Here is an 18,275-nt window from a genome sequence, read left to right as displayed (position 1 = left end):
ACGGGCCGTTCCCGCCTACCGCCGCCCTTACTCCGAGGGCACGATCTCGGGCTCTAGCGACTCCGGGGCTCCCCGGCCGGGCGTGATCACGCGGAGTTCGTCCTGCAGATAGAACTCGTCCCGCCACAGCCCCTCCGGGCCGACGACCATCAGGCCGGTGTCCCGATAAATCGCCACGCGGGCCCGCTCGTAGTTCACGAAGTTGGAGATCAGGTCGTTGGAGCTGCCCAGCAGGCTGCTCAGGGCGTTGAGCAGGTCGAACTGGCTGTTGTTCCGGCTGCCGCCGCCGCCAGTGGGGGCGAATTGTTGTTCAACGGCGTTGTCGAACTGCACCGCGGCGATGCGGACCGCCTGCCGGGTCGTCTCGAAGTTCTGTTTGAGCACCGCGAGCTGCCGCCAGGCGGTGCGGACGTCCGCCCGGACAGTGTCCTCGGCGGCGATGAAGTCCCGGCGGGCGCGCTGGTAATCGATCAGCGCCGCCCGGTAGGCGTTGCGTTCCTGCACGCGGTCCAGCGGGGTGTCGAACTCCACCCCGACGTTGAAGTCGCTGTCGTCGACGCGGAAGTCCAGCGGGTTCGTGCTGCCGTCGGCGTTGAACAGCGGCTGGGTGCGGACGTTGCCCTCGGCGACGAGGTTCAACACGCCCTGCAGCGCGTTCGCGGCCAGTTCCAGTTGCCGGCGGGCGTCCGTGACGGCGGCCCGCTGGTTCATCAGGTCCAGCCGGTTCTCCAGCGCCAGTTGCACGGCGGCCTCCAGCGGCATGTCGAACGGGTTGAGCGCGAGCTGTTCCACCCGCAGGCCCGTTTGCACGACCTCCGCCCCGCGGGCGTCCCGCAACAGATCCTGCCGGAGCAGGCCGACGAGGTTCGCCGCCCGCACCTTCGTGCGGGCCGTCACGTCCGGGGCGTTCAGCTCCTCGAGGACCTGCGCCAGTTCGTCCGCCCGGCGGTCGAGGCCGCGGAGCAGCGTGTCCAGCGTGCGGGCGTCGCGGTCGAGGTCGCGGCTGAACCGGGCCTGCTGCAATTCGTCCAGTTCGCTGAGGCGCTGCTCCTCGAAGCTGCGGACGTTCGCCAGGTCGTTTTCCGCCAGGTCCCGCACCACGACCCGGGTCCGCTCGTTCAACTCCGCCAGGCCGCGGACGACCTCGGCGATCGCCGCCGCGGGGATCGCCTCCGCCGCGGCGAGGTTCTCCTGCTCCGACCCGATCAGGTTCAGGGCGGCCCATTCCTGCACGAACTCCTCCACGACCCGTTCGTTGGCCGTCAGGTCCGCGTCGATCAGTTGGAACGGCTCCAGGAAGGATTCGTCCAACGTGACGACCATGTCCGGCGGCAGGCCGAGGTACAGCTTGTAGCTGTCCAGATCGTCCTGCAGGGAGGCTTCGGCCTGTCGCAACTGGGTAATGAGGTTGACGAGGTTGCTCTCCAGCTGGGCGGCGGCCAGCGTGATCGGGTCGGTGCGGATCTGCGTGACCACGTCCGCGGCGGCGTCGCGGAACAGCGGGTCCTCCGAGAGGGCCAGCAGCGCCGCTTCTTCCTCCGCGGTCAGATCGCCGACGACCTGGAGCAGCCCCAGCCCGGCGTCGTACCGGGCCACGCCGTTCAACGCCCCGGCGAAGGGCAGGCGCACCTGGAGCGGCTCGCCGGCCAGCAGGCGGTCCCGCACGGTGGGCGGCGCCTCGCCGGGGTTCTCCGCCTCGCCGACGGGGCGGTCCAGCAGCGCCGGGTCGAGGGCGTCGATCGCCCCCTCCGGCAGCCGGGCCAGCGGGACGGTGAACACGCTGGGCCGTTGCCGGTCCAGTTCGCGGCGCAGTTCGAGCAACTGCTCCGTGCGGCGAATGTTGTCCCGCAGGTTATTAATCGTCTGCACCTGGGTGAGCAGCCCGAGGTACCCACCGCCGGGCCCGGCGGTGGCGGCGTCCGCGAAGAAGACCTTGCGGAACCGGGCCAGATCGCGGACCGCGTACAGCAGGTTCCGCTCCGACTGAGTCAGGGCCTCCAACGTGATCTTCCGCCCGGCGCCGCGCAGCAGCGGCTGGACGAGCGAGTAGCTGATCAGGCTGGCGCTGGCGCTGTCCGCCCCGCCGCCGAACACGTACAGCGTGTTGTTCGTCAGCTCGACGGCCCACTGTCCGCCGGCCGGCAGCAACCGGGAGACGCCGACGTTCGTGGTGATCGAGCTGGTGTCCGACTGCGGGCGCCGCAGGTATTCGTCCCGGAACGTGACCCCCGGCGGGTTCCCGCCGAGGCCGAGGAACCGCACGTCGAAGCGGAACCGCTCGAAGGACAGGGCCAGCGCCGCCAGATAGACGTCCTCCAAGACGGTCTGGTATTCCCGATTATGAATGTACGCTAGTTCGATCGCCCCCGGCAGGGTGAGGTCGTGCACCGCCGGGAGGAACGGGTTGCCGGCGTCCAGATCGGACCCGCCGACGTCCTCGGTCGGCTCCAGGCCGGCGAACTCGCCCTCATCGGGGACGAGACTGGCCGCTGCGTCGCCGGCGTCGAGCGGCCCGCCGCCGAGCGCGGCGCCAGGCACGGCGAGGTTCTGCTCCGACGGGCGCCGCAGCGGGGCGGTGTCGTCCAGATCGATCAGTCCGGTCTGGAAACTCGCCCGCTGCACGCCGCCTTCGCCGCCGTCGCTGGAACCGCGGGCGGCCCAGGCGGCGTTCAGACCGGCCCGCGTCAGGCCGAACCGCTCCAGCCACAGCGGGTTTTCGATGAACGGCGTGTAGCCGTAGGTCTCGTGCCAGTCGTCGTCCCCCTTGATCCGCCCGAAATCGCCCATGCGATCCATAAAGCGGTTGGCGGCGGGATCGTCCGGCGGGACGGGTTCGCAGTCCGGGTGGTTCGGATCGAAGAACCGGCTGCGGGGGTCGGGGATAATGTCCAGCCTCGGCGGGGCCCAGCGGGGGTCCTGGCTCTTCTCCCAGGCCAGCCCGTAAGCCTCGGCGTCGGCGTTCTGACGCCAGAACGCCTTGCCGCAGCCGATCGGCAGGCAGACCGTCGCCGCCAGCAGGACGAACCCGCAGGCCCGCCGCCCCGTGGCGGAAACGCCCGTGGCGGGAACGCCCGGGGAGCACGCAAACCGGCGGCGGTCACGGCGGCGGAACATGCGGCGGGCGCGGCAGGGGGCGGACAACAAAAGAGTCTCCGGGAGTCAGATGATCCCCGGAGACTCTCTGGAATGAGTCGAAAAGAGTCGCTCAGGCGACTTTGCGGCGTCGGCCGGCGTCGGCGTCGGTCTGCTGCACGCCTTCCAGCAGGCAGCTGAGGGCGTCGCACAGACCGTCCCGCTCCTCGTGGGAGAGAGCGATGCACAGTTCCTTGGCGGCCTCGGCCCGGGCGGCTTCGGCGTGTTCGAGGGCTTCGCGGCCGGCGTCGGTCAGCAGCAGCACCCGTTTGCGACGGTCGCTCTTGGGGTGCAGGCGGTAGACCAGCTTGCCGGTCCGCATCCGCTCCACCAGCGTGGAGACGCTGCTCTCGCACTGGCCCAGCGCCGCGGCGAGCTTCGCCTGGGTGCAGCCTTCCGGGGCGCTGTCCTGCACGACCCGCAGGGCCATGTAGCGGGCGTCGGTCATCTTCATCCCGGCGAACCGGGCGTCGAGCACGCCCCGCACCCGGTGGCCGAGCTTCATCAGCGTGTCCAGCACGCGATTGGCGGCGGCGTCGGCCGGGGAGAGGTCCGGGGCGGGAACCTCCTGGGTCGGGCCGATGCTCCCGGCGATCTGAGCGTATTCCTCCCGCGGGCCGGTCGGGCTCGTCGGGGCGGCGTGGCTCGGCTGGGAGGCGAAGCGGTGCTCCGCCGGGATCGTCGCCGGGCCTTCGGGGCGGGCGGCGTAGGCGGGCTGAGCCGGCCGGGCCGCCTGCGGCGCCGGAGCCGCCGGACGGGCGAAGGGCACCACCGGGGGGTGCTCCACCCGTTCGCCCTGGGAGGCGTTCGAGCCGGAGTAGTATTGCCCGGAGCTGTAGGGCGAGCCGCTGACGACCGCCCCGCGGCCGGCGGTGACGGCGGCGACCGCCGGCCCGGTGAAGTAGGAGGCCTGCGGGCTGTTCGCCGGCAGGGAGGTCACCGCCCCGGAGGGCCGGCTGAACGCCGGGACCGGCGAGGCCGGTTTCCCGGACAGGCTGGCGGGCGGCACGGTGACCGGCCGCGGCGGGTGCGGCGGCGCCGCGGCCCGGGCAGCGGCGGAGACCGGCGGATGTTCGACGTGACCGCCGGAAGTGGAGGCGGCGTGATCGTTGGGGGTCGCGGGCGGCATGGGGGACTTTCGCTCGTCCTCGAAGTCGGCCGATCGTGGGCGCCCGACCGAAGGGGCCGGAGCGATCGGGGTTGGTGGGGGCGCGAACCGCCCGCACACCCGGTATCGACCGTTCGGTCACGCGGCATGAGGCGACTTTGCCGATTCTGTCGACGGAGCCGGATTCGCCCCCGAACCCCTTCAGTTTCCGCCTCGGCTGTGCGGGCCGTTTCCGCGGCAGGCGTGCGGGCCGGGCGAGCGTCGTCGGCGGCGGGTACAGTGACCCGCCCGTTCGCCCCGTCCCCAAATCCGTCTCGTCGCGTTGCGCCTGCTTGTCGAACTCCCGCCCGAACGCGCCGCCCGACTGACGGACGTCCTGGTCGCCGAGGGCGTGGCCGCCCAGTTCCGCCCGAACGAGTCGGTCGGCCCCGGCGCCGGGGAGGCCGCCGTCTGGGTGGTGGAGGAGGACGACATGCCGGCCGCGAAGGCGACGCTCGCCGCGTTCCTCGACGACCCTAATGCCGAGCGGTTCGCCGCCGCCTCGAAACAGGCGGACCGTCTGCGGGCCGCGGCGGAGAAGGAGCGGAAGGCCGCCGCCAAACGGGTGCATCGCGGCCGGGACACGTTTCGCGACGCCGCCAGCGGGGCCCCGCTGTGGAAGCGGGCGCCGGTCTGTGCGGGGTTGATCGGGGCCTGCGTCGTCGTCGCCCTGTTCGGTTGGGGCGGGATGGACGACCCCTGGAGCCTGTGGAGCCGCCAGGAACCGCTGATCCACTGGCTCTGGATCACGGAACACAGCATCGTCCCCGTGCGGCCGGGCTGGGTGCGGCTTCAGTTCGACACCCTCGGCGAAACGCTCGCCCAGGGGGAGGTCTGGCGGGTGTTCACGCCGGCGCTGCTGCACGCCAACCCGATTCACCTCGCCTTCAACATGAGCTGGCTGGTCGGCCTGGGAGCGATCCTGGAGGGCCGCTTCGGCTGGTGGCGGTTCCTGCTGGGCGTGTTGGCGGTCGCGGCACTGTCAAACGTCGCGGAGTACTACGCCGATATGCGGTTCGGCCTGCCCATCCTGGGGCTGTTCGATTTCGAGCCCAGCCCCCGCTTCGGCGGCTTCAGCGGGGTGGCGGTGGCGCTGTTCGGCTTCGAGGTCGGCCGCAAACGCGGCGGGCGGCCGCTGACCACGCTGTCGACCAATTCGACCTTCTTTATGCTGGCGTTCCTGGTGCTGTGCCTGTCGGGCAGCATCATCGCCGTCGCCAACGTGGCCCACTTCTCCGGGCTGGCGCTGGGCTTCGCCGCCGGGTTCATCTCGGCGAAGCGGGAGGGGCGGCCCCGTCGGTCGCTGACTTCTTGAGCGGCTCCAGGTCCGCCGCCCACAGCATGTGGGCCGGCGTGCGGCGGTCGAAGGTGTAGCTGGCCCGCTCCTTCCGCGACGTGCCGTCCGGGCTGGGCCGGGTCACGGACAGGACCAGCGTGTTGTGCTGAGCCGGTTCGACGTTCAGCCGCACCCGGTCCGACACCGTCACGCCCTCCCAGCCGCCGGGCAGGGGGACCTCGAAGTAGACCCAGCCGACGCTGATCCCGACCTCTTTCCCCACGTACTTCAGCGGCGCCGGGGCGGGGGCTTCGTCGTCGGTCGGGTCCGGGTCCGGCGGGGTGACGACAAAGGCGGTCCGCAGCCAGGCGGCGACGGCGGCGTCGGAGGCCTCGGCGTCCAGATCGACCGACCGTCCGGCGTGGCGTTCGACGACCTCCTCCAACTGGGCCGGCGTGATCCGCAGGGCGACTTCGAGGGACTGGCTCTGCGGGTTCCACTCCGCCTCCGCCAGCGTAACGTGCTGGGGATGCACGGCCCCGGCGAGGAGGGAACAGCAGGCGGCGAGAATCAGGCGGGCGGGCATGCCCGCAGTTTAATCGGGTTCCGACCAGAGTGTCGGGGGTCGCCGCCGCCGAGAGGCGGCGTGTGCCCGACTCCTCGCGCCGCGCCGCCTCTCGGCGGCGGCGAACCGGGGCGCCACGGAACGATCAGGCCGAGACGCCGAAGCGGTCGGCGGCGTGCGGCAGGCGGGCCCGCAGGGCGGCGGCGAGTTCGGCGGCGCTCCGGCGGCCCACGCCCGCGGCGAAATCGCTCGCCGCGGCGGTGAAGTCGGCGTTCTCGGCCAGCAGGAACTCGCCGCCCTCCTCGTCCGCCGAGAGATCGGCGGCCGCCGCGTCGTGCAGTTGGACGGCCAGGCGGAACGTCTCCCAATCGCCCAGCGCCGCGTAGGCCGGCGCCGCGAGGCCGTCGATCCGGGTCAGTTCCCGGTCCAGCGTGGCGGCGTAACGCTCCAGCGCCGCGGCCTGCGAGGGGCGGCCCCAGTGGGAGTCCAGCAGGTCGCCCAGCCGCAGCACGGCGGCGGCGGTGTGGGTCAGGTCGGTGTCGTGCAGCGGGTCGATCGCGGCGGCGGCGGCGGGCAGCAGGGCGTAGTCCGCCCCGGCGACGCGGCCGACGCGGCGTTGGAACCGGCCCGGGGAGCACGGCCCGGTCTCCGGCGCCGCGTGCACCGACCGCCCGTGCCGCTCCGCCAGCCCGCCCCAGCCGACCAGCCGGAACGGGTCCGCCCAAGCGCCGTTCGAACCGTCGCCGTTCGCCCCGGCGACGCCCGGAACAGGCTCCTCAAACAGGCCGGAGCGGGCCACGCTGGCGGTGCCGTCCGCGAACCGCAGCTCGCGGTACCAGCCGTCCGCGAAGACGTGGTGCACGATCGCTTCGTCCGCGGGGTCGTTCTGGTCGGCGATCGGCAGGTTCGGCGGGTCCAGCGCGCTGAGGTGGGCGAACGTCAGTCGCGTGCGGGAGGCGAGGGTGGAAAGCCCGTCCGGCAGCCCCAGCAGACCGGCGAGGCCGGCGTCCCCATCGGTTCGCCCCGTCCCGCCGGGGGGGCCCGCGTCGATCAGAAAGTCCGCCTCGATCCGCACCGGGCTGTCGGGTTTGTGCACGAAGCCGGCGGGGGCGACGCCCCGTTCGTCGCGGGTTCCGGTCAGCAGGTAGCCGCCCCCGGAGCGGCGTTCGGCGGAGTGCAGGGCGGTGCGATCGAAAAAGACCGCGTCCGCGGCGACGGCCCGGGCGGCGGCGAAGGCGTCCACGTCCCCCCGGTGCCAGAGGGCGCCGCCGAGGCCGACGGCGGGCACGATCAGCGGGGCGCCGGCCTCCTCGCCGCCGCCGTTCCCCCCGACCGGGCCGACGGGCGCCCACACGGTCCCGCGGTGGCGGCCGGACCGCACTCCGGGGCCGCCGCGGTCCCCGTCCGCCGGGTCCAGCAGGGGGGGGAGCCAGTTCAGGCGGTAGCGCTCCGCCAGCGCCGTCAGCAGGGCGGCGGCGTACGGCGTGAGCGTCTCCCCCAGCGCGAACCGCGGCAGTCGGCCGGAGTCGATCAGCGCCACGCTGCGGCCGCAGGCCCGCAGGCAGCAGGCGATCAGGCTGCCGCCGAACCCGGCGCCCAGCACGGCGACGTCGCACCGCAGCCGATGGGGCGGGGTGCGATCCGGGGGGAACGGCGGGTCGAACATTGACGGACGACGGGGACGAACGGGGGGCGGACGCCCCACGAGGCGGGGCGGACGCCCCCATCATGCCGCTCGCCCCGCCCCGCGACACCCCGAACCCGCCCCCCTTCCGACGCAGCCGTAATCCCGCGGCCCGACGCGGCGGTCGTGACGGCGCCCCGCCGCTATAACGATTCGCGGCCGCGGGTCGCTTGGACGCGGTTCGCCCGCCGTTCTGAACCGCCCCAGCCCGCCGCCGATGTTTCGCATCCTCTCCCTCGACGGCGGCGGCCTCCGCGGGGCGTTCGGCGCCGGCTTTCTGGCGGCGCTGGAGCGGCGAGTCGTCCCGGCGAACGGCAAGCCGCTGGCGGCCCACTTCGACCTGCTGGCCGGGACCAGCACCGGGGGCATCCTCGCCTGCGGGTTGGCGTCCGGCCTCACGGCCCAACGGCTCGTGCAGTTCTATCGGGAGCAGGGGCCGGAGATTTTTCACGCCCGCGAGCCCTTCCGTCCCCGCACCAGCGTGCGGCCGCTGTATCCGCTGGCGAGTCGGCTGTTCTGGCAGAAGACCGGCATGCCGATGGACGAACTGTTCCGGGCCCGGTACTGCCCGTTTCACCTCGCCGACGCCTTCGTCACCGCCTTCGGCGACCGCACGCTGGGCGAACTGGACGCCGCCCGGCTGATCGTGCCGGCGGTGAACCTGTCGCGGGGCCGCATCCACCTGTTCCGGACCGGACACCTGCCGGGGGGGCGGGGCTGTCAGCGGGAATTAAAGCTCGTGGACCTGCTGGTCGCCGCGACCGCGGCGCCGACCTATTTCCCGCACAAGGTGATCGACGGCGAGGCCTACTGCGACGGTGGCGTGTGGGCGAACAACCCGACGGTGCTGGCGGTCGCGGAGGCCGTCGCCCTCACCAGCGGCGCCGCCGGTCTGGAGGACGCCGCGCACGATCGCCGCTCGGACTATGAGAAGGCGGTCGACGTGACCGGGATCGAGGTGCTCTCCCTGGGCACCGGCCGGGCGACCTACTCCCTCAGCCCGCCGGGGGCGGACGCCGGCAGCCTGTACTGGGCCCGGCATATCGCGGACGTGATGGGCCACAGCATGCAGCAGGGCACGGAGTTGCCGGCGGAGTTCTTCCTCGGCGACCGCCTGATGGGAGTGAACTTCGACCTGCCGGACGTCACCTGGCGGCTGGATGCTGCCGACAAGCTGGAAGCCCTGTTCGACCTGGGCGAAGCCGCCGCCGCGGAGGTGGGGGACGAAGCGATCGCCCGGTTCTTCCCCGCTGCCTCGGCCGCTGTGTGAGGGGGCGATCCACAGTTCGTTGACGGGACCGCGGCCGACGCGGCAAGGTCGGCGCTGCCCGCCCGCTCCCCGATGAAACGCCCCGATGTCGTTCGCCCGTCTGTCGCTGTTTGGACTCGCCGCCGCGCTGCTCGCGGCGCCCGCTGGCTTCGCTCAGGAACCCGCCGGCGAAGAGCCCGCGAAGCAGGCCGGGCCGCGGGTTTACCTCATCGGCAACAGCCTGACCGCGGACACGCTGCCCAGCCGGCTGGACGGGACGGACGCCGGGCTCGTCCAGTGGCACATCTACTGCGGCAAGAACCTGACGTTCATCCGCGAGAACCCCGACGGGCACTGCGTGCAGAGCTCGACCCCCTGGCCGCAGGCGCTGGCGGAGGGGGATTACGATTTTCTCTCCGTCCAGCCGCACCACGGCACGACGCCGGCGGAGGACGCGGCGATCATCGCGGAGTTCGCCGCGCAGCAGCCGGACGCCGTCGTCGTGCTGCACACCGCCTGGACGCACCTGGCGAAGTTCGCCGCCGCCTACGAGGCGAACGACGCCGACGGCCCGATGCAGCCCAGCCCCGCCTATTTCGACGCCGTCTTGAAGAAACTCCGCACGGCGCTGCCCGGCCGGGAGATTCGTACGACGAACTGTTACGAACTGCTGTACGCCCTGCACGAGGACATTGAAGCCGGCCGCGGCCCGTTCAAATCGCTGGACGACGTGGGCCGCGACGCGATTCACATGAACCACGGCCCCGGCCGCTACCTGATGCACAACGCGATGCGGCGGGCGCTCGGCCAGCCGCCCAGCGCCGCGGGGTTCGAGCTGGAGCCGGAGGTGAAGGCGTATTTGGACGAACAACTCGCCGCCCACGGCTGGCGCCCGCTGGCGAAGTGACGGGCGCACGGGCGGGGCGGCAATATGGACGGGCGGCGAACTGATGCGACCGTACCGGCCGGCCGGAGGAAGGGCCGCGGGACGCGTTCGCGGCGGGAACGGAGCGGCGGGGGGGCGGCGGGGGGATTACGGTTTGCGTGCCCCATGCCCGTCGACCGCCCCCCGCCGGATTCCCCCGCTGAGGACACGGCCCCCGCTCCGGCGCCGTTCCGATCGCTGGGCGAGTACGCCTATCCCGCGATGCCCGCGGACGATGCGGTGCGGTCTTGGTGGTCGCGGCTCAGACAGGTCTTTGTAGCCGTGGAGGAGTCCGCCCCGCTGATTGCGGAGGACCGGCTGCAACGGGCGACCGACGGCGGCTTCGCCCCCGGCCGGGCCCGGCCGTCCTGCGACCCGTTGCGGCGGGAACTGGACGCCGCCCTCACGGACTGGGCCACGGGCCCGCCGGACCCGTTCGTGCCCCGGCTGCAACTGATCGTGCTCCCGCCCGGCGACGGCGACGGCGACGAGGAGGGGCTGCTCGCGGCCTGGGCGAAGCGGCATGGCCTGGACGTGCTCGCCCCGCCGCCCCGCGACGGCAAGGGCGGCTTCACCGCCCCCACCTCGCGCCCGCCGGACCTGCGCCCCCAGCCCCGCGACGACGAGCCGGCGGGGCGCGAGCCCGCGGGGAGCGAACGCGGGGCCGAGGCGGACGCCCGTCCATTGGTCGTGCCGCGGTTGGAGCGTTGGTTCCTGCGTCGCCACAACGGGCTCGAACCGGTGCGGACGTTGTTAAAGGCGATCGACCGAGCGGACCGCCGGGTCGTGATCGGCTGTAATAGTTGGGCGTGGGCGTTTCTGAAGATCGCCGTGGACGCCCACCTCGTGCTGCCCGCCGGCCGCACGTTCGTCGCCTTCGACGCCGAACGGTTGTCCGAATGGTTTCGGGAGATGGCCGCCGACGGTTCGTCGGATCCGGTCTCCTTCCGCCTGTCCGCCACGGGCGGCCACGTCTTGAAGCAGGGAGAACAGGAGGACGCGTCGAACGGAGACGCGCCGAACGGGGCGGCGACGAACTATTACCGCACGCTCGCCGCCCGCAGCTTGGGGGTGCCCTGGGTGGCGTGGGACCTGTGGCGCCGCAGCCTTCGCTCGGAAAACCTTTCACATCGGCAGGCGGAACAGGACGCCGCCGCCGGCAACGGGGCCGCCGCGAACGGGGCCGACGAGTCTGCCTCGCCCCCCGACGACCCGGAGCGGCAGACGCTGTGGGTCGCCGCGCTGGAAGAGTTCACCTTGCCCGCGCGGCACGAGCCGGACGCCCTGCTGATGCTGCAGTCGCTCCTCATTCACGGCCCGCTGACCGAGGCGGAACTGTTCGCCACCCTGCCGGCGTTGCAGTGCGGCGGGGCGGGGGTGCTGTCGGCGCTGGCGGGGGCGGGGTTCGTCAGTCGGTCCGGGAACCGGGTGGCCTGCGCCCCGGCGGCGTACCCCTCGGTCCGCGCCGGTCTGTCCGCGTCCGGCTTTCCGTTGGACACGCTTTGATGGCCGTTCTCTGGTGGACGCCGTGATTCCCCACGCTCAGAACTCGTCCGCCGAACCGGCGGAGGACGAACCGTCGGCCGCTTCGTCCCCGACCCCGGCGCCGCCGGCGCCGCCCGAGCCGGACGCCCCCCCGGGGGACGCGCCGCCCCCCAACGGGGCGAAGGCCGAGAACGCCGTCGCGTCCGAGGGTGCCGGGGAAACGGATGCGGCGGACGACCTGTCCACCGCCGCTGCGAACGCCGCCGAAGACTCCGCGGAGGGCGTGGCGAACGCCGTCGAAGACTCCGCGGAGGGCGTGGCGGACGCCGTCGAAGACTCCGCGGAGGGCGTGGCGGACGCCGTCGACACTGTCAAAGACGCCGCGGGAACCACCGCGGGGGAGGGGGCGGAAAAGACCGTTCGCCTGCTGAACGATTTTCAGGACATCAGCTTCCTGCAGATCGGGCTGATCGTCGCCGGCACCTGGCTGGCGATCTGGCTGATCCGCAAGACGCTGCCCTATCTGGCCGACCGCGGTCCCAGCCAGTTGCGGCTCACGCTGCTGGGACTGGTGCCGATCGCCCGGTTGGGGCTGCTCACGCTGGCGATCCTGTGGGTCGGAAGAATTATCTTCATTGTCACCCGGGAGAACGTGCTGTTCGTCGCCGGGGCGGCGAGCGTCGCCATCGGCTTCGCCTTCAAAGACTACGTCAGCAGTCTGATCGCCGGCATCGTCGCCGTATTCGAGAAGCCCTACCGCCCCGGCGACTGGGTGAAGCTGGGCGATCATTACGGGGAGGTGATGGGCGTCGGCCTGCGAACCGTGGCCCTGCGGACCCCCGCGGACGACGCCGTGTTCGTGCCGCACTCGACGATCTGGACGGAGAACGTCGCCAACTCCAACGACGGCGCCCGCACGCTGATGTGCGTGGCGGACTTTTACCTCGCTCCCGATCACGACGCCGAACGCGTGCGGGCGGCGCTGACGGACGTGGCCCTGACCAGCGCCTACCTCGGCTACGAGCAGTCCGCCGTCGTGATGTTGGCGCAAACCCCCTGGGGCACGCATTATAAAGTCAAGGCGTACCCGTTCGACATGCGGGATCAGTTCGCGTTCATCAGCGACCTGACGGTCCGCGGCAAACAGGCCGTCGCCGAGGCCGGCGGCGTCGAGGCCGCCGCCCCGGCGTCGGCGCCGGCGCTAGCCTGACGCCGTTTGGCCGAACCAGCGTTCCAGCCCCTCCCGCACGCCGGCGGCGGCGACGCCGGTCGCTTTGTGCAGGTGGGGGTGATCGTGGTTGAGCAACTCCGGCAGGGCATTGGCGACGGCGACGCCGCGGAAGTCCCCGCGGAACATCGCCGCGTCGTTGCCGCTGTCCCCGGCGACGATCACCCGCTCCGGCGGCACGCCGAACCATTCGGACAGGAACACCGCCGCGTTCCCCTTGTCCGCCGCGACCGGCAGCACGTCGAGGTCCCGGGCGGAGCTATAGACGATCCGGGCCGCCACGCCGGCGTCCTGCACGCGGCGTTCGATCATTTCCAACTCCCCCGGCCTGGCCCGCGGCAGGTAGTAGCTCGCTTTATAGTCCGACTGGAACTTCTCCGGCTGGACGATCAGCCGCGGGACGACGGCGAGGGCGTAGCGGACGGCCTCGCCGTCCCAGTTCTCGAACGTCGCCGGCCAATCGGCCAACGGTTCGGGGAACTCGCCGAGGTGATCCCGAACGAAGATCTCCGTGCCGACGCCGCCGATGACGGCGTCGGGGGTGGGCAGATCGGTGGCGGCGACGCTCTCCAGCACGCTGGCGGCGAACCGCCCGCTGCTGAGGACCAGCCCCAACTCCCCCCGTTCGCGGCGTTCCGTATAGAACGCCGCGAAGTCGCGGAGGGCGGCCGCGTCGGCGCTGGCGGCGTCGGCGTGGTCCGGCCCCAGCAGGGTGCCGTCCACGTCGGAAATCAGCAGCCAGTCCAACCGGGGAGCGTGGGCATTGTCAGGGGCGGGGCCTGCGCCGCTCACGCGATCGCCTCCAGCACCGGCTCCGCTGGCATGGCGGCCTCGACGGGGGAGGCGCCCGCTCCCGGCCGCTCGCGGTCGGTCGTCTCCGTGGCGAGCAGCGGCGGCGCCGCGGCGGCGTATTTGCCCAGCCCCACGGAGGCGGCGGTTTCCTGCTCCGCAGGGTCGTCGACCTGATCCAGCAGGTTCAGGACCTGCTGGGCGACGCCGGTCCAAGTGAACTTCGCCCGGGCCTTCTGCGAACCGTACTTCGCCAACTGATCGCTGACCCGCTCGTGGGTGAGGATCTGGGCGATGGCGTGGCCGTAGGCGTCGGGATCGAACGGGTTGGCGTAAAGGGCTTCGAGGCCCCAGACCAGCAGCGGCCACAGGCCGCCCTCGGTGGTGACGACCGTGGGGGTGCCGACGGCCATCGCCTCGACGGCGGTCATGCCGAAGGGTTCGTACCGGCTGCACAGGGCGAAGACGTCCGCGATGCGGTAATAATCCGCGAGCTGATCGTCCGGCACGTAACCGCGGAACTCGACGCGGTCTTCGATGCCGAGGTCCGCGGCGATCTCCTCCAGTTCGGCCTGGAGCTCCTTTTCCTGCTCGTTCAATTCGTCCGAGCCGACGGCGAGGATCAGCTTGGCGTCCTTCACCCGGTCGAACACCGCGGGCATCGCCTTGAGCAGCAGGTCGTAGCCCTTATTGCGGGCCAGCCGACCCAGAGCCATCACCGTGGGGCCGCTGGCGTCGTACTCTTCCTTCAGCGCGTTGCGGGAGGCCCGGGAGACGGGGAAGAAGCGGGTGTCGTCGTAACCCGGGGGGATGACGGCGACCTTGCCGGGCGGGGTGTCGTAATCGTGGCCGGTAATCAGGTCGTATTGCTGACCGGTGGTGGCGATCACGACGTCGCACTCGTCGAAGACCGTCTTCTCCTCGCGGATGCGGTGGGCGAAGTTGTATTTCTTTTCCAGCTCCGCCGGGTCGCCGTCCATCTGCGACTGCTTCCACGCCCCGATGCTGTGCGGCGTGAACAGGTGCGGCACGGCGAGCCGGTTGCTCAGGGCCTGTCCCGCGAGCCCGGCGTCCCAGTAGTGGGAGTTAATGAACTGGTAGGTCAGTCCCTCTTCCGCAAAGTAAGCGGCGGCGTTCTGCACCCATTCGGGGATGTGGTTGCACAGAATTTCCTTCGGAATGAAATCGTTTCCGCCGCAGGCGAATCGCAGCACGCGGACGCGTTCGTCCACCTCTTCGATCGCGGGCTGATCTTCAAATCGCCGGGTGGCGATATCGACTTGATAACCCAGGCGGGCGAGGTGCTTGGACAACTCCAGCACGTAAACGACCTGTCCGCCGGTGTCCGGCTTGCCGAATTCGGGCTCCGCGGCGACGTAGCCGTGGGTGGAGATCATTAAAATGCGCTTTTGCGCGCGGGCGGCCATCGGAGGCGCTGCTCGTTCGAGGAAAGAACAGGGCCGACCCTACTGGCTCCGCATCCGGCGCGACAGGGGCCGTTCCTGATGGCGCCGCCGGGGATGAGCTTCGGGGAAGCTCAGCCCCGCCCGCCCGGGTCGTCCCTGCCCGGGTCGTCCCCGCGGTGATCGTCGGGGGCGTCGGCGTGGCGCCGGGAGTACCAGTTCATTAGCGGGGTCGCGGTGAAGCCGTGCAGCAGCACGCTGGCGGCGATCGTGAGGATCGCGCAATTCGCCAGGAAGTCGGAGGTGTCCGGCAGCGCTTCGGAAATGCCCAGCCCGAAGGCGTGCGAGAGGTAATAGATCGTGCCGATCCCCCGGATGCCGAACCAAGCGGTCAATCCGCGCTGCGGGCCGGTGAGGTCGCAGAACCAGGTCGTCGCGTAGACCGCGAGCGGCCGGGCCGCGAACAGCACCGCCGCGGCGAACAGCCACGCCCGCCAGTCGGTGACGCGGGCCGGGGAAAGCAGCAGCCCGATCACCACCGCCAGAAAGAGCTGCACGACCCGCTCCAGCGCGTCCGCCACGCGGGTCTGCTCGCGGACCAGTTCCTGTTCGGGCGGCGTGTCCTCCGTGCCCTCCGCCGGTCCGGGGCCGTCGGCGGTTTCCGGCTGGTTCATCTCCAGCCCCCGCAGCGCCACGGCGCCGGCGAACACGGCGAGGAAGGCGTAGGTGTCGATCAGCAACGCCAGCCCGTAGGTCAGCCCGATCAGACCCAGGGTGAGCAGTTCCTCGGCGCCGGGGCCCGGCTTCAGCCGCTTGCGACAGAGCAGGATCAGCCAGCCGAACGCCCGACCGGCGAGGACGCCGAAGACCAGCCCGCCGCCGATCTTCCACAGGCAGTCCACCGCCAGCCAGCGCCACAGCCCCTCGCCCAGCGGGTGCAGTTCCTTGTCGATGATCTGGCCGATCAGGCCGACGGCCAGCAGCACGAGGGGGAAGGCGGTGCCGTCGTTGAAGCCGGCCTCCCCGGTGAGGGCGAGGCGGAGGCGGTCGTAGTCCTCGGCGTCCTCCAACTGCACCTCGTCCGCCAGCACCGGGTCGGTGGGGGCCAGCACGGCGGCCAGCAGCAGCGCCGCGGAGAAGGGCAGGCTCAGCATCACGTTGCCGATCCCCGTGACCAGCGCGACGGTGGCGATCATCGTCAGCGAGGCCAACACCACGGGGGTGATCCACCGGCGGTCCCGAATGGGCAGCCGCATTTTCATTCCCGCCGCGTACAGCGAGACGATCACGGCGACCTCGCTGAGCACCTCCAACAGCGCCACGTCGCGGGTCCACTCCAGCGAGATCAGCCCCAGCCCCAGCGGGCCGATCCCCAACCCCGCCGCCATGTGCAATTGCGGCGCGGAGATCCACGGCCGCTTCAGCAACGGGGCGAGCAGACCCATCGACGCCGTCAGCAGCCCGACGACGATATACCAGAGGACGTGTTCGGTGAGCATGGGGGAGGGGCGAGGAGAACGGCGTAAGGCGTCAGCGACGGGGGCGATGCGGATTTACTGACGCCTCGCCTCTTTCCCCTCGTGTTCCCGCTCACGTCAGGGTGGCGTGTTCCGGGTCGACGTGCAGGGAGTGACAGGCCTTCACGAAGCTGGCGGCGCTCCAGGCCTGATAGGCCTTGCCCATCGGCCGGCCGGTCTGGCCGTGGTGCCATTCGTTGAACTCCCACTCCCGACCCACGCCCAGTTTGCAGCACTCGGCCAGCTTGACGAGTTCCCGTTTCGCCAGGTCCTTCATGCCGAGCTTATGGATATATCGGCACCACAGCCCGCCCACGAACGGCCAGATCCCGCCGTTGTGGTAGTGGTGTGGGAGGTTGAGCAGGTTGACGGTGAAATAGTCCTTCCACTCCCGGTCGCCGCTCTGCACGACGGGGTAAAGGTTCTCCACCGGCCAGGGGTCGGAGACGCCCACGCCCCACAGGAAGCGGAAGGTCATCAGGGCGCGGTCTTTATCGACCAGGCCGGTGATATATGCCAGCAGGTTGGCGTAGACGTCGCAGCGCCAACTAAAGGCGAACGGGGAGACCTCCGCGACCAGATACCGCGCGTCGCCCAGGGCGAACTGGGCGTCGGCGAAACTGGGCAGCGGCACGTTGTGCAGGGGGTTGGGGTCCTCCGGCGGCTCCGCACGAGAGGTGCTGGGCCAGAAGTTTTTGAGGATCAGCCCGCCGACCCGTTTGCCCCAGTTGCGGTATTTTTCGGCGCCGTCGGCGTCGCCGAACCGCTCGAGAATCTCGCCGTAGCACCGCAGGCAGCGGAACCACAGCACTTCGTCGTACAGCACGTGGTAGTTGCGGGCGAACAGGTCGGTCCAGTCGCCGGCCTCGGGAATCTCCAGCAGGCCGTCGCCGTTGCTGTCCTGGGCGGCGAGCCACGCCATCATCGTCGCCAGCTTCTCGCGGTGTTTCTCCGCCAGCGACCAGTCGTTGCGGGCGGCGCAGTAGGCCCGCAGGGCGATGACGACCCACAGCCCGGCGTCGATCGAGGCGATCCCGCCCACCCCGGTGAACTCCGGCCGACCGTCGTCGATCGTCACGTTGCAGGGCACGTGACCGTTCTCGGCGGTGTGGCCCAACAGCGTCTCCAACGTCGCCCGCTGGCAGGCGTCGATGTCCGGGTGCTCTTCGGGGTCGAGGTCCAGCGTCCAGCAGATCGTCTTCGCCCCGTCCCGGGCCCAGACGCTGCGGTAGTTCACGTCGGTCCCGTAGACGGTGTTGTCCGTCAGGGAGCAGGCGGAGAACCCGGCCGGGGTGACGTTCCGCCGCACGGCGTCGACGGCGGCCTCGTAGCCCTCCTCCAGCAGGGCCACTTCCTCCGGGGAGAGCGTCGCGTCCTCGTCGGACTGAAACAGCGGGCGGCGGGGGGCGAAGTCGTCCGGCACGGGCGGGGCTTTGGAAAGCAGAATCGGTCGGGGCGGCGGGGGATGGTAGCGGGGAGGAGGCCCGTCGCCGAGAGACCGCCCGACGCTGGAACGGCGTCGGCCGCGTCGTACGCTCGAATCGTCCCGTTCCCGCCGTCCCGGTTCGTCGCCTCGCCGACCCCTGCCATGAGCACGAAAACCTCAATCTTCGCCACTGTCGGCCTGATCGCGCTGGCGATCGGCGGGGGGCTGGCCTACCTGGCGACGCTGTCCGCCTCGCAGGCGGACCGAGCCGCGGAGCCGCTGGGCAGCGCGATGGCGATTCTCATCGGGGTCGGCGTGGCGATCATCTGGTTCCCCTGGCTGATGCGCTGGCAGAACGGGCGGAAGGCCGCCGCGGCCAACGCCGAGCGGACGAACGCAAAACGGCCCGAACGCCGGGGGCGTCCGGGCCGCTGAGGTTCGACGAACCC

The 18,275-nt window shown here is 71.3% G+C and carries 14 protein-coding genes; 6 read left to right on the top strand and 8 right to left on the bottom strand.

From position 1 onward, the window contains the following. Positions 1-27: 27 nt before the first annotated feature. Both CA12_RS02335 and CA12_RS02330 read right to left on the bottom strand, forming a co-directional pair. The gene (locus CA12_RS02335; protein ID WP_145357202.1) at positions 28-3,114 is read right to left on the bottom strand and encodes a TolC family protein; all 3,087 of its coding nucleotides are present in this window, start codon (positions 3,112-3,114) and stop codon (positions 28-30) included. Positions 3,115-3,205: 91 nt separating this feature from the next. Then, the gene (locus tag CA12_RS02330) at positions 3,206-4,261 is read right to left on the bottom strand and encodes a MarR family winged helix-turn-helix transcriptional regulator (RefSeq protein WP_145357200.1); all 1,056 of its coding nucleotides are present in this window, start codon (positions 4,259-4,261) and stop codon (positions 3,206-3,208) included. Positions 4,262-4,562: 301 nt separating this feature from the next. On the opposite strand from CA12_RS02330, the gene CA12_RS02325 reads away from it, so the two are divergent. Then, complete coding sequence (locus tag CA12_RS02325) at positions 4,563-5,594, top strand: rhomboid family intramembrane serine protease (protein ID WP_145357198.1); 1,032 nt, start codon at positions 4,563-4,565, stop codon at positions 5,592-5,594. Here CA12_RS02325 and CA12_RS02320 read toward each other — a convergent pair. Beyond that, a complete protein-coding gene (locus CA12_RS02320) occupies positions 5,545-6,141 on the bottom strand; it encodes a DUF6702 family protein (protein WP_145357196.1) in 597 nt (198 codons plus the stop codon). The two genes, CA12_RS02325 and CA12_RS02320, sit on opposite strands and share 50 nt — an antisense overlap. A gap of 124 nt (positions 6,142-6,265) precedes the next feature. Next, positions 6,266-7,786: a hypothetical protein gene (locus tag CA12_RS02315; RefSeq protein WP_145357194.1), complete on the bottom strand. Its 1,521-nt coding sequence runs from the start codon at positions 7,784-7,786 to the stop codon at positions 6,266-6,268. A 235-nt stretch (positions 7,787-8,021) separates the two neighbouring features. On the opposite strand from CA12_RS02315, the gene CA12_RS02310 reads away from it, so the two are divergent. From CA12_RS02310 to CA12_RS02295, 4 genes are all read left to right on the top strand, one after another. Beyond that, a complete protein-coding gene (locus CA12_RS02310) occupies positions 8,022-9,074 on the top strand; it encodes a patatin-like phospholipase family protein (RefSeq protein WP_145357192.1) in 1,053 nt (350 codons plus the stop codon). Positions 9,075-9,159: 85 nt separating this feature from the next. Continuing rightward, the gene (locus CA12_RS02305) at positions 9,160-9,960 is read left to right on the top strand and encodes a hypothetical protein (RefSeq protein WP_145357190.1); all 801 of its coding nucleotides are present in this window, start codon (positions 9,160-9,162) and stop codon (positions 9,958-9,960) included. Between the two features lie 144 nt (positions 9,961-10,104). After that, the gene (locus CA12_RS02300; RefSeq protein ID WP_145357188.1) at positions 10,105-11,484 is read left to right on the top strand and encodes a hypothetical protein; all 1,380 of its coding nucleotides are present in this window, start codon (positions 10,105-10,107) and stop codon (positions 11,482-11,484) included. A 22-nt stretch (positions 11,485-11,506) separates the two neighbouring features. After that, positions 11,507-12,673, top strand: a complete 1,167-nt coding sequence (locus tag CA12_RS02295) for a mechanosensitive ion channel family protein (RefSeq protein ID WP_207622111.1) — start codon at positions 11,507-11,509, stop codon at positions 12,671-12,673. On the opposite strand, the gene CA12_RS02290 is transcribed toward CA12_RS02295, so the two are convergent. The 4 genes from CA12_RS02290 to CA12_RS02275 form a co-directional block, all read right to left on the bottom strand. Continuing rightward, complete coding sequence (locus tag CA12_RS02290; protein WP_165700509.1) at positions 12,665-13,438, bottom strand: HAD-IIB family hydrolase; 774 nt, start codon at positions 13,436-13,438, stop codon at positions 12,665-12,667. The genes CA12_RS02295 and CA12_RS02290 overlap by 9 nt on opposite strands. A 41-nt stretch (positions 13,439-13,479) precedes the next feature. Continuing rightward, positions 13,480-14,907: a glycosyltransferase gene (locus tag CA12_RS02285; protein WP_145357184.1), complete on the bottom strand. Its 1,428-nt coding sequence runs from the start codon at positions 14,905-14,907 to the stop codon at positions 13,480-13,482. Between the two features lie 110 nt (positions 14,908-15,017). After that, positions 15,018-16,382: a cation:proton antiporter gene (locus tag CA12_RS02280; protein WP_145357182.1), complete on the bottom strand. Its 1,365-nt coding sequence runs from the start codon at positions 16,380-16,382 to the stop codon at positions 15,018-15,020. Between the two features lie 91 nt (positions 16,383-16,473). Beyond that, a complete protein-coding gene (locus CA12_RS02275) occupies positions 16,474-17,823 on the bottom strand; it encodes an amylo-alpha-1,6-glucosidase (RefSeq protein ID WP_145357180.1) in 1,350 nt (449 codons plus the stop codon). Positions 17,824-17,988: 165 nt separating this feature from the next. On the opposite strand from CA12_RS02275, the gene CA12_RS02270 reads away from it, so the two are divergent. Then, a complete protein-coding gene (locus CA12_RS02270; protein ID WP_145357179.1) occupies positions 17,989-18,261 on the top strand; it encodes a hypothetical protein in 273 nt (90 codons plus the stop codon). Positions 18,262-18,275: the final 14 nt, after the last annotated feature.

The organism is Alienimonas californiensis (assembly GCF_007743815.1).
Taxonomy (GTDB): domain Bacteria; phylum Planctomycetota; class Planctomycetia; order Planctomycetales; family Planctomycetaceae; genus Alienimonas; species Alienimonas californiensis.
This window is presented reverse-complemented; position numbering and strand designations above follow the sequence as displayed.

What these genes read in the sequence shown, in the direction of transcription:
- CA12_RS02335 (WP_145357202.1), bottom strand. Translation starts at nt 3,114, where the DNA reads ATGTTCCGCCGCCGTGACCGCCGCCGGTTTGCGTGCTCCCCGGGCGTT.
- CA12_RS02330 (WP_145357200.1), bottom strand. Translation starts at nt 4,261, where the DNA reads ATGCCGCCCGCGACCCCCAACGATCACGCCGCCTCCACTTCCGGCGGT.
- CA12_RS02320 (WP_145357196.1), bottom strand. Translation starts at nt 6,141, where the DNA reads ATGCCCGCCCGCCTGATTCTCGCCGCCTGCTGTTCCCTCCTCGCCGGG.
- CA12_RS02315 (WP_145357194.1), bottom strand. Translation starts at nt 7,786, where the DNA reads ATGTTCGACCCGCCGTTCCCCCCGGATCGCACCCCGCCCCATCGGCTG.
- CA12_RS02310 (WP_145357192.1), top strand. Translation starts at nt 8,022, where the DNA reads ATGTTTCGCATCCTCTCCCTCGACGGCGGCGGCCTCCGCGGGGCGTTC.
- CA12_RS02305 (WP_145357190.1), top strand. Translation starts at nt 9,160, where the DNA reads ATGTCGTTCGCCCGTCTGTCGCTGTTTGGACTCGCCGCCGCGCTGCTC.
- CA12_RS02300 (WP_145357188.1), top strand. Translation starts at nt 10,105, where the DNA reads ATGCCCGTCGACCGCCCCCCGCCGGATTCCCCCGCTGAGGACACGGCC.
- CA12_RS02285 (WP_145357184.1), bottom strand. Translation starts at nt 14,907, where the DNA reads ATGGCCGCCCGCGCGCAAAAGCGCATTTTAATGATCTCCACCCACGGC.
- CA12_RS02280 (WP_145357182.1), bottom strand. Translation starts at nt 16,382, where the DNA reads ATGCTCACCGAACACGTCCTCTGGTATATCGTCGTCGGGCTGCTGACG.
- CA12_RS02270 (WP_145357179.1), top strand. Translation starts at nt 17,989, where the DNA reads ATGAGCACGAAAACCTCAATCTTCGCCACTGTCGGCCTGATCGCGCTG.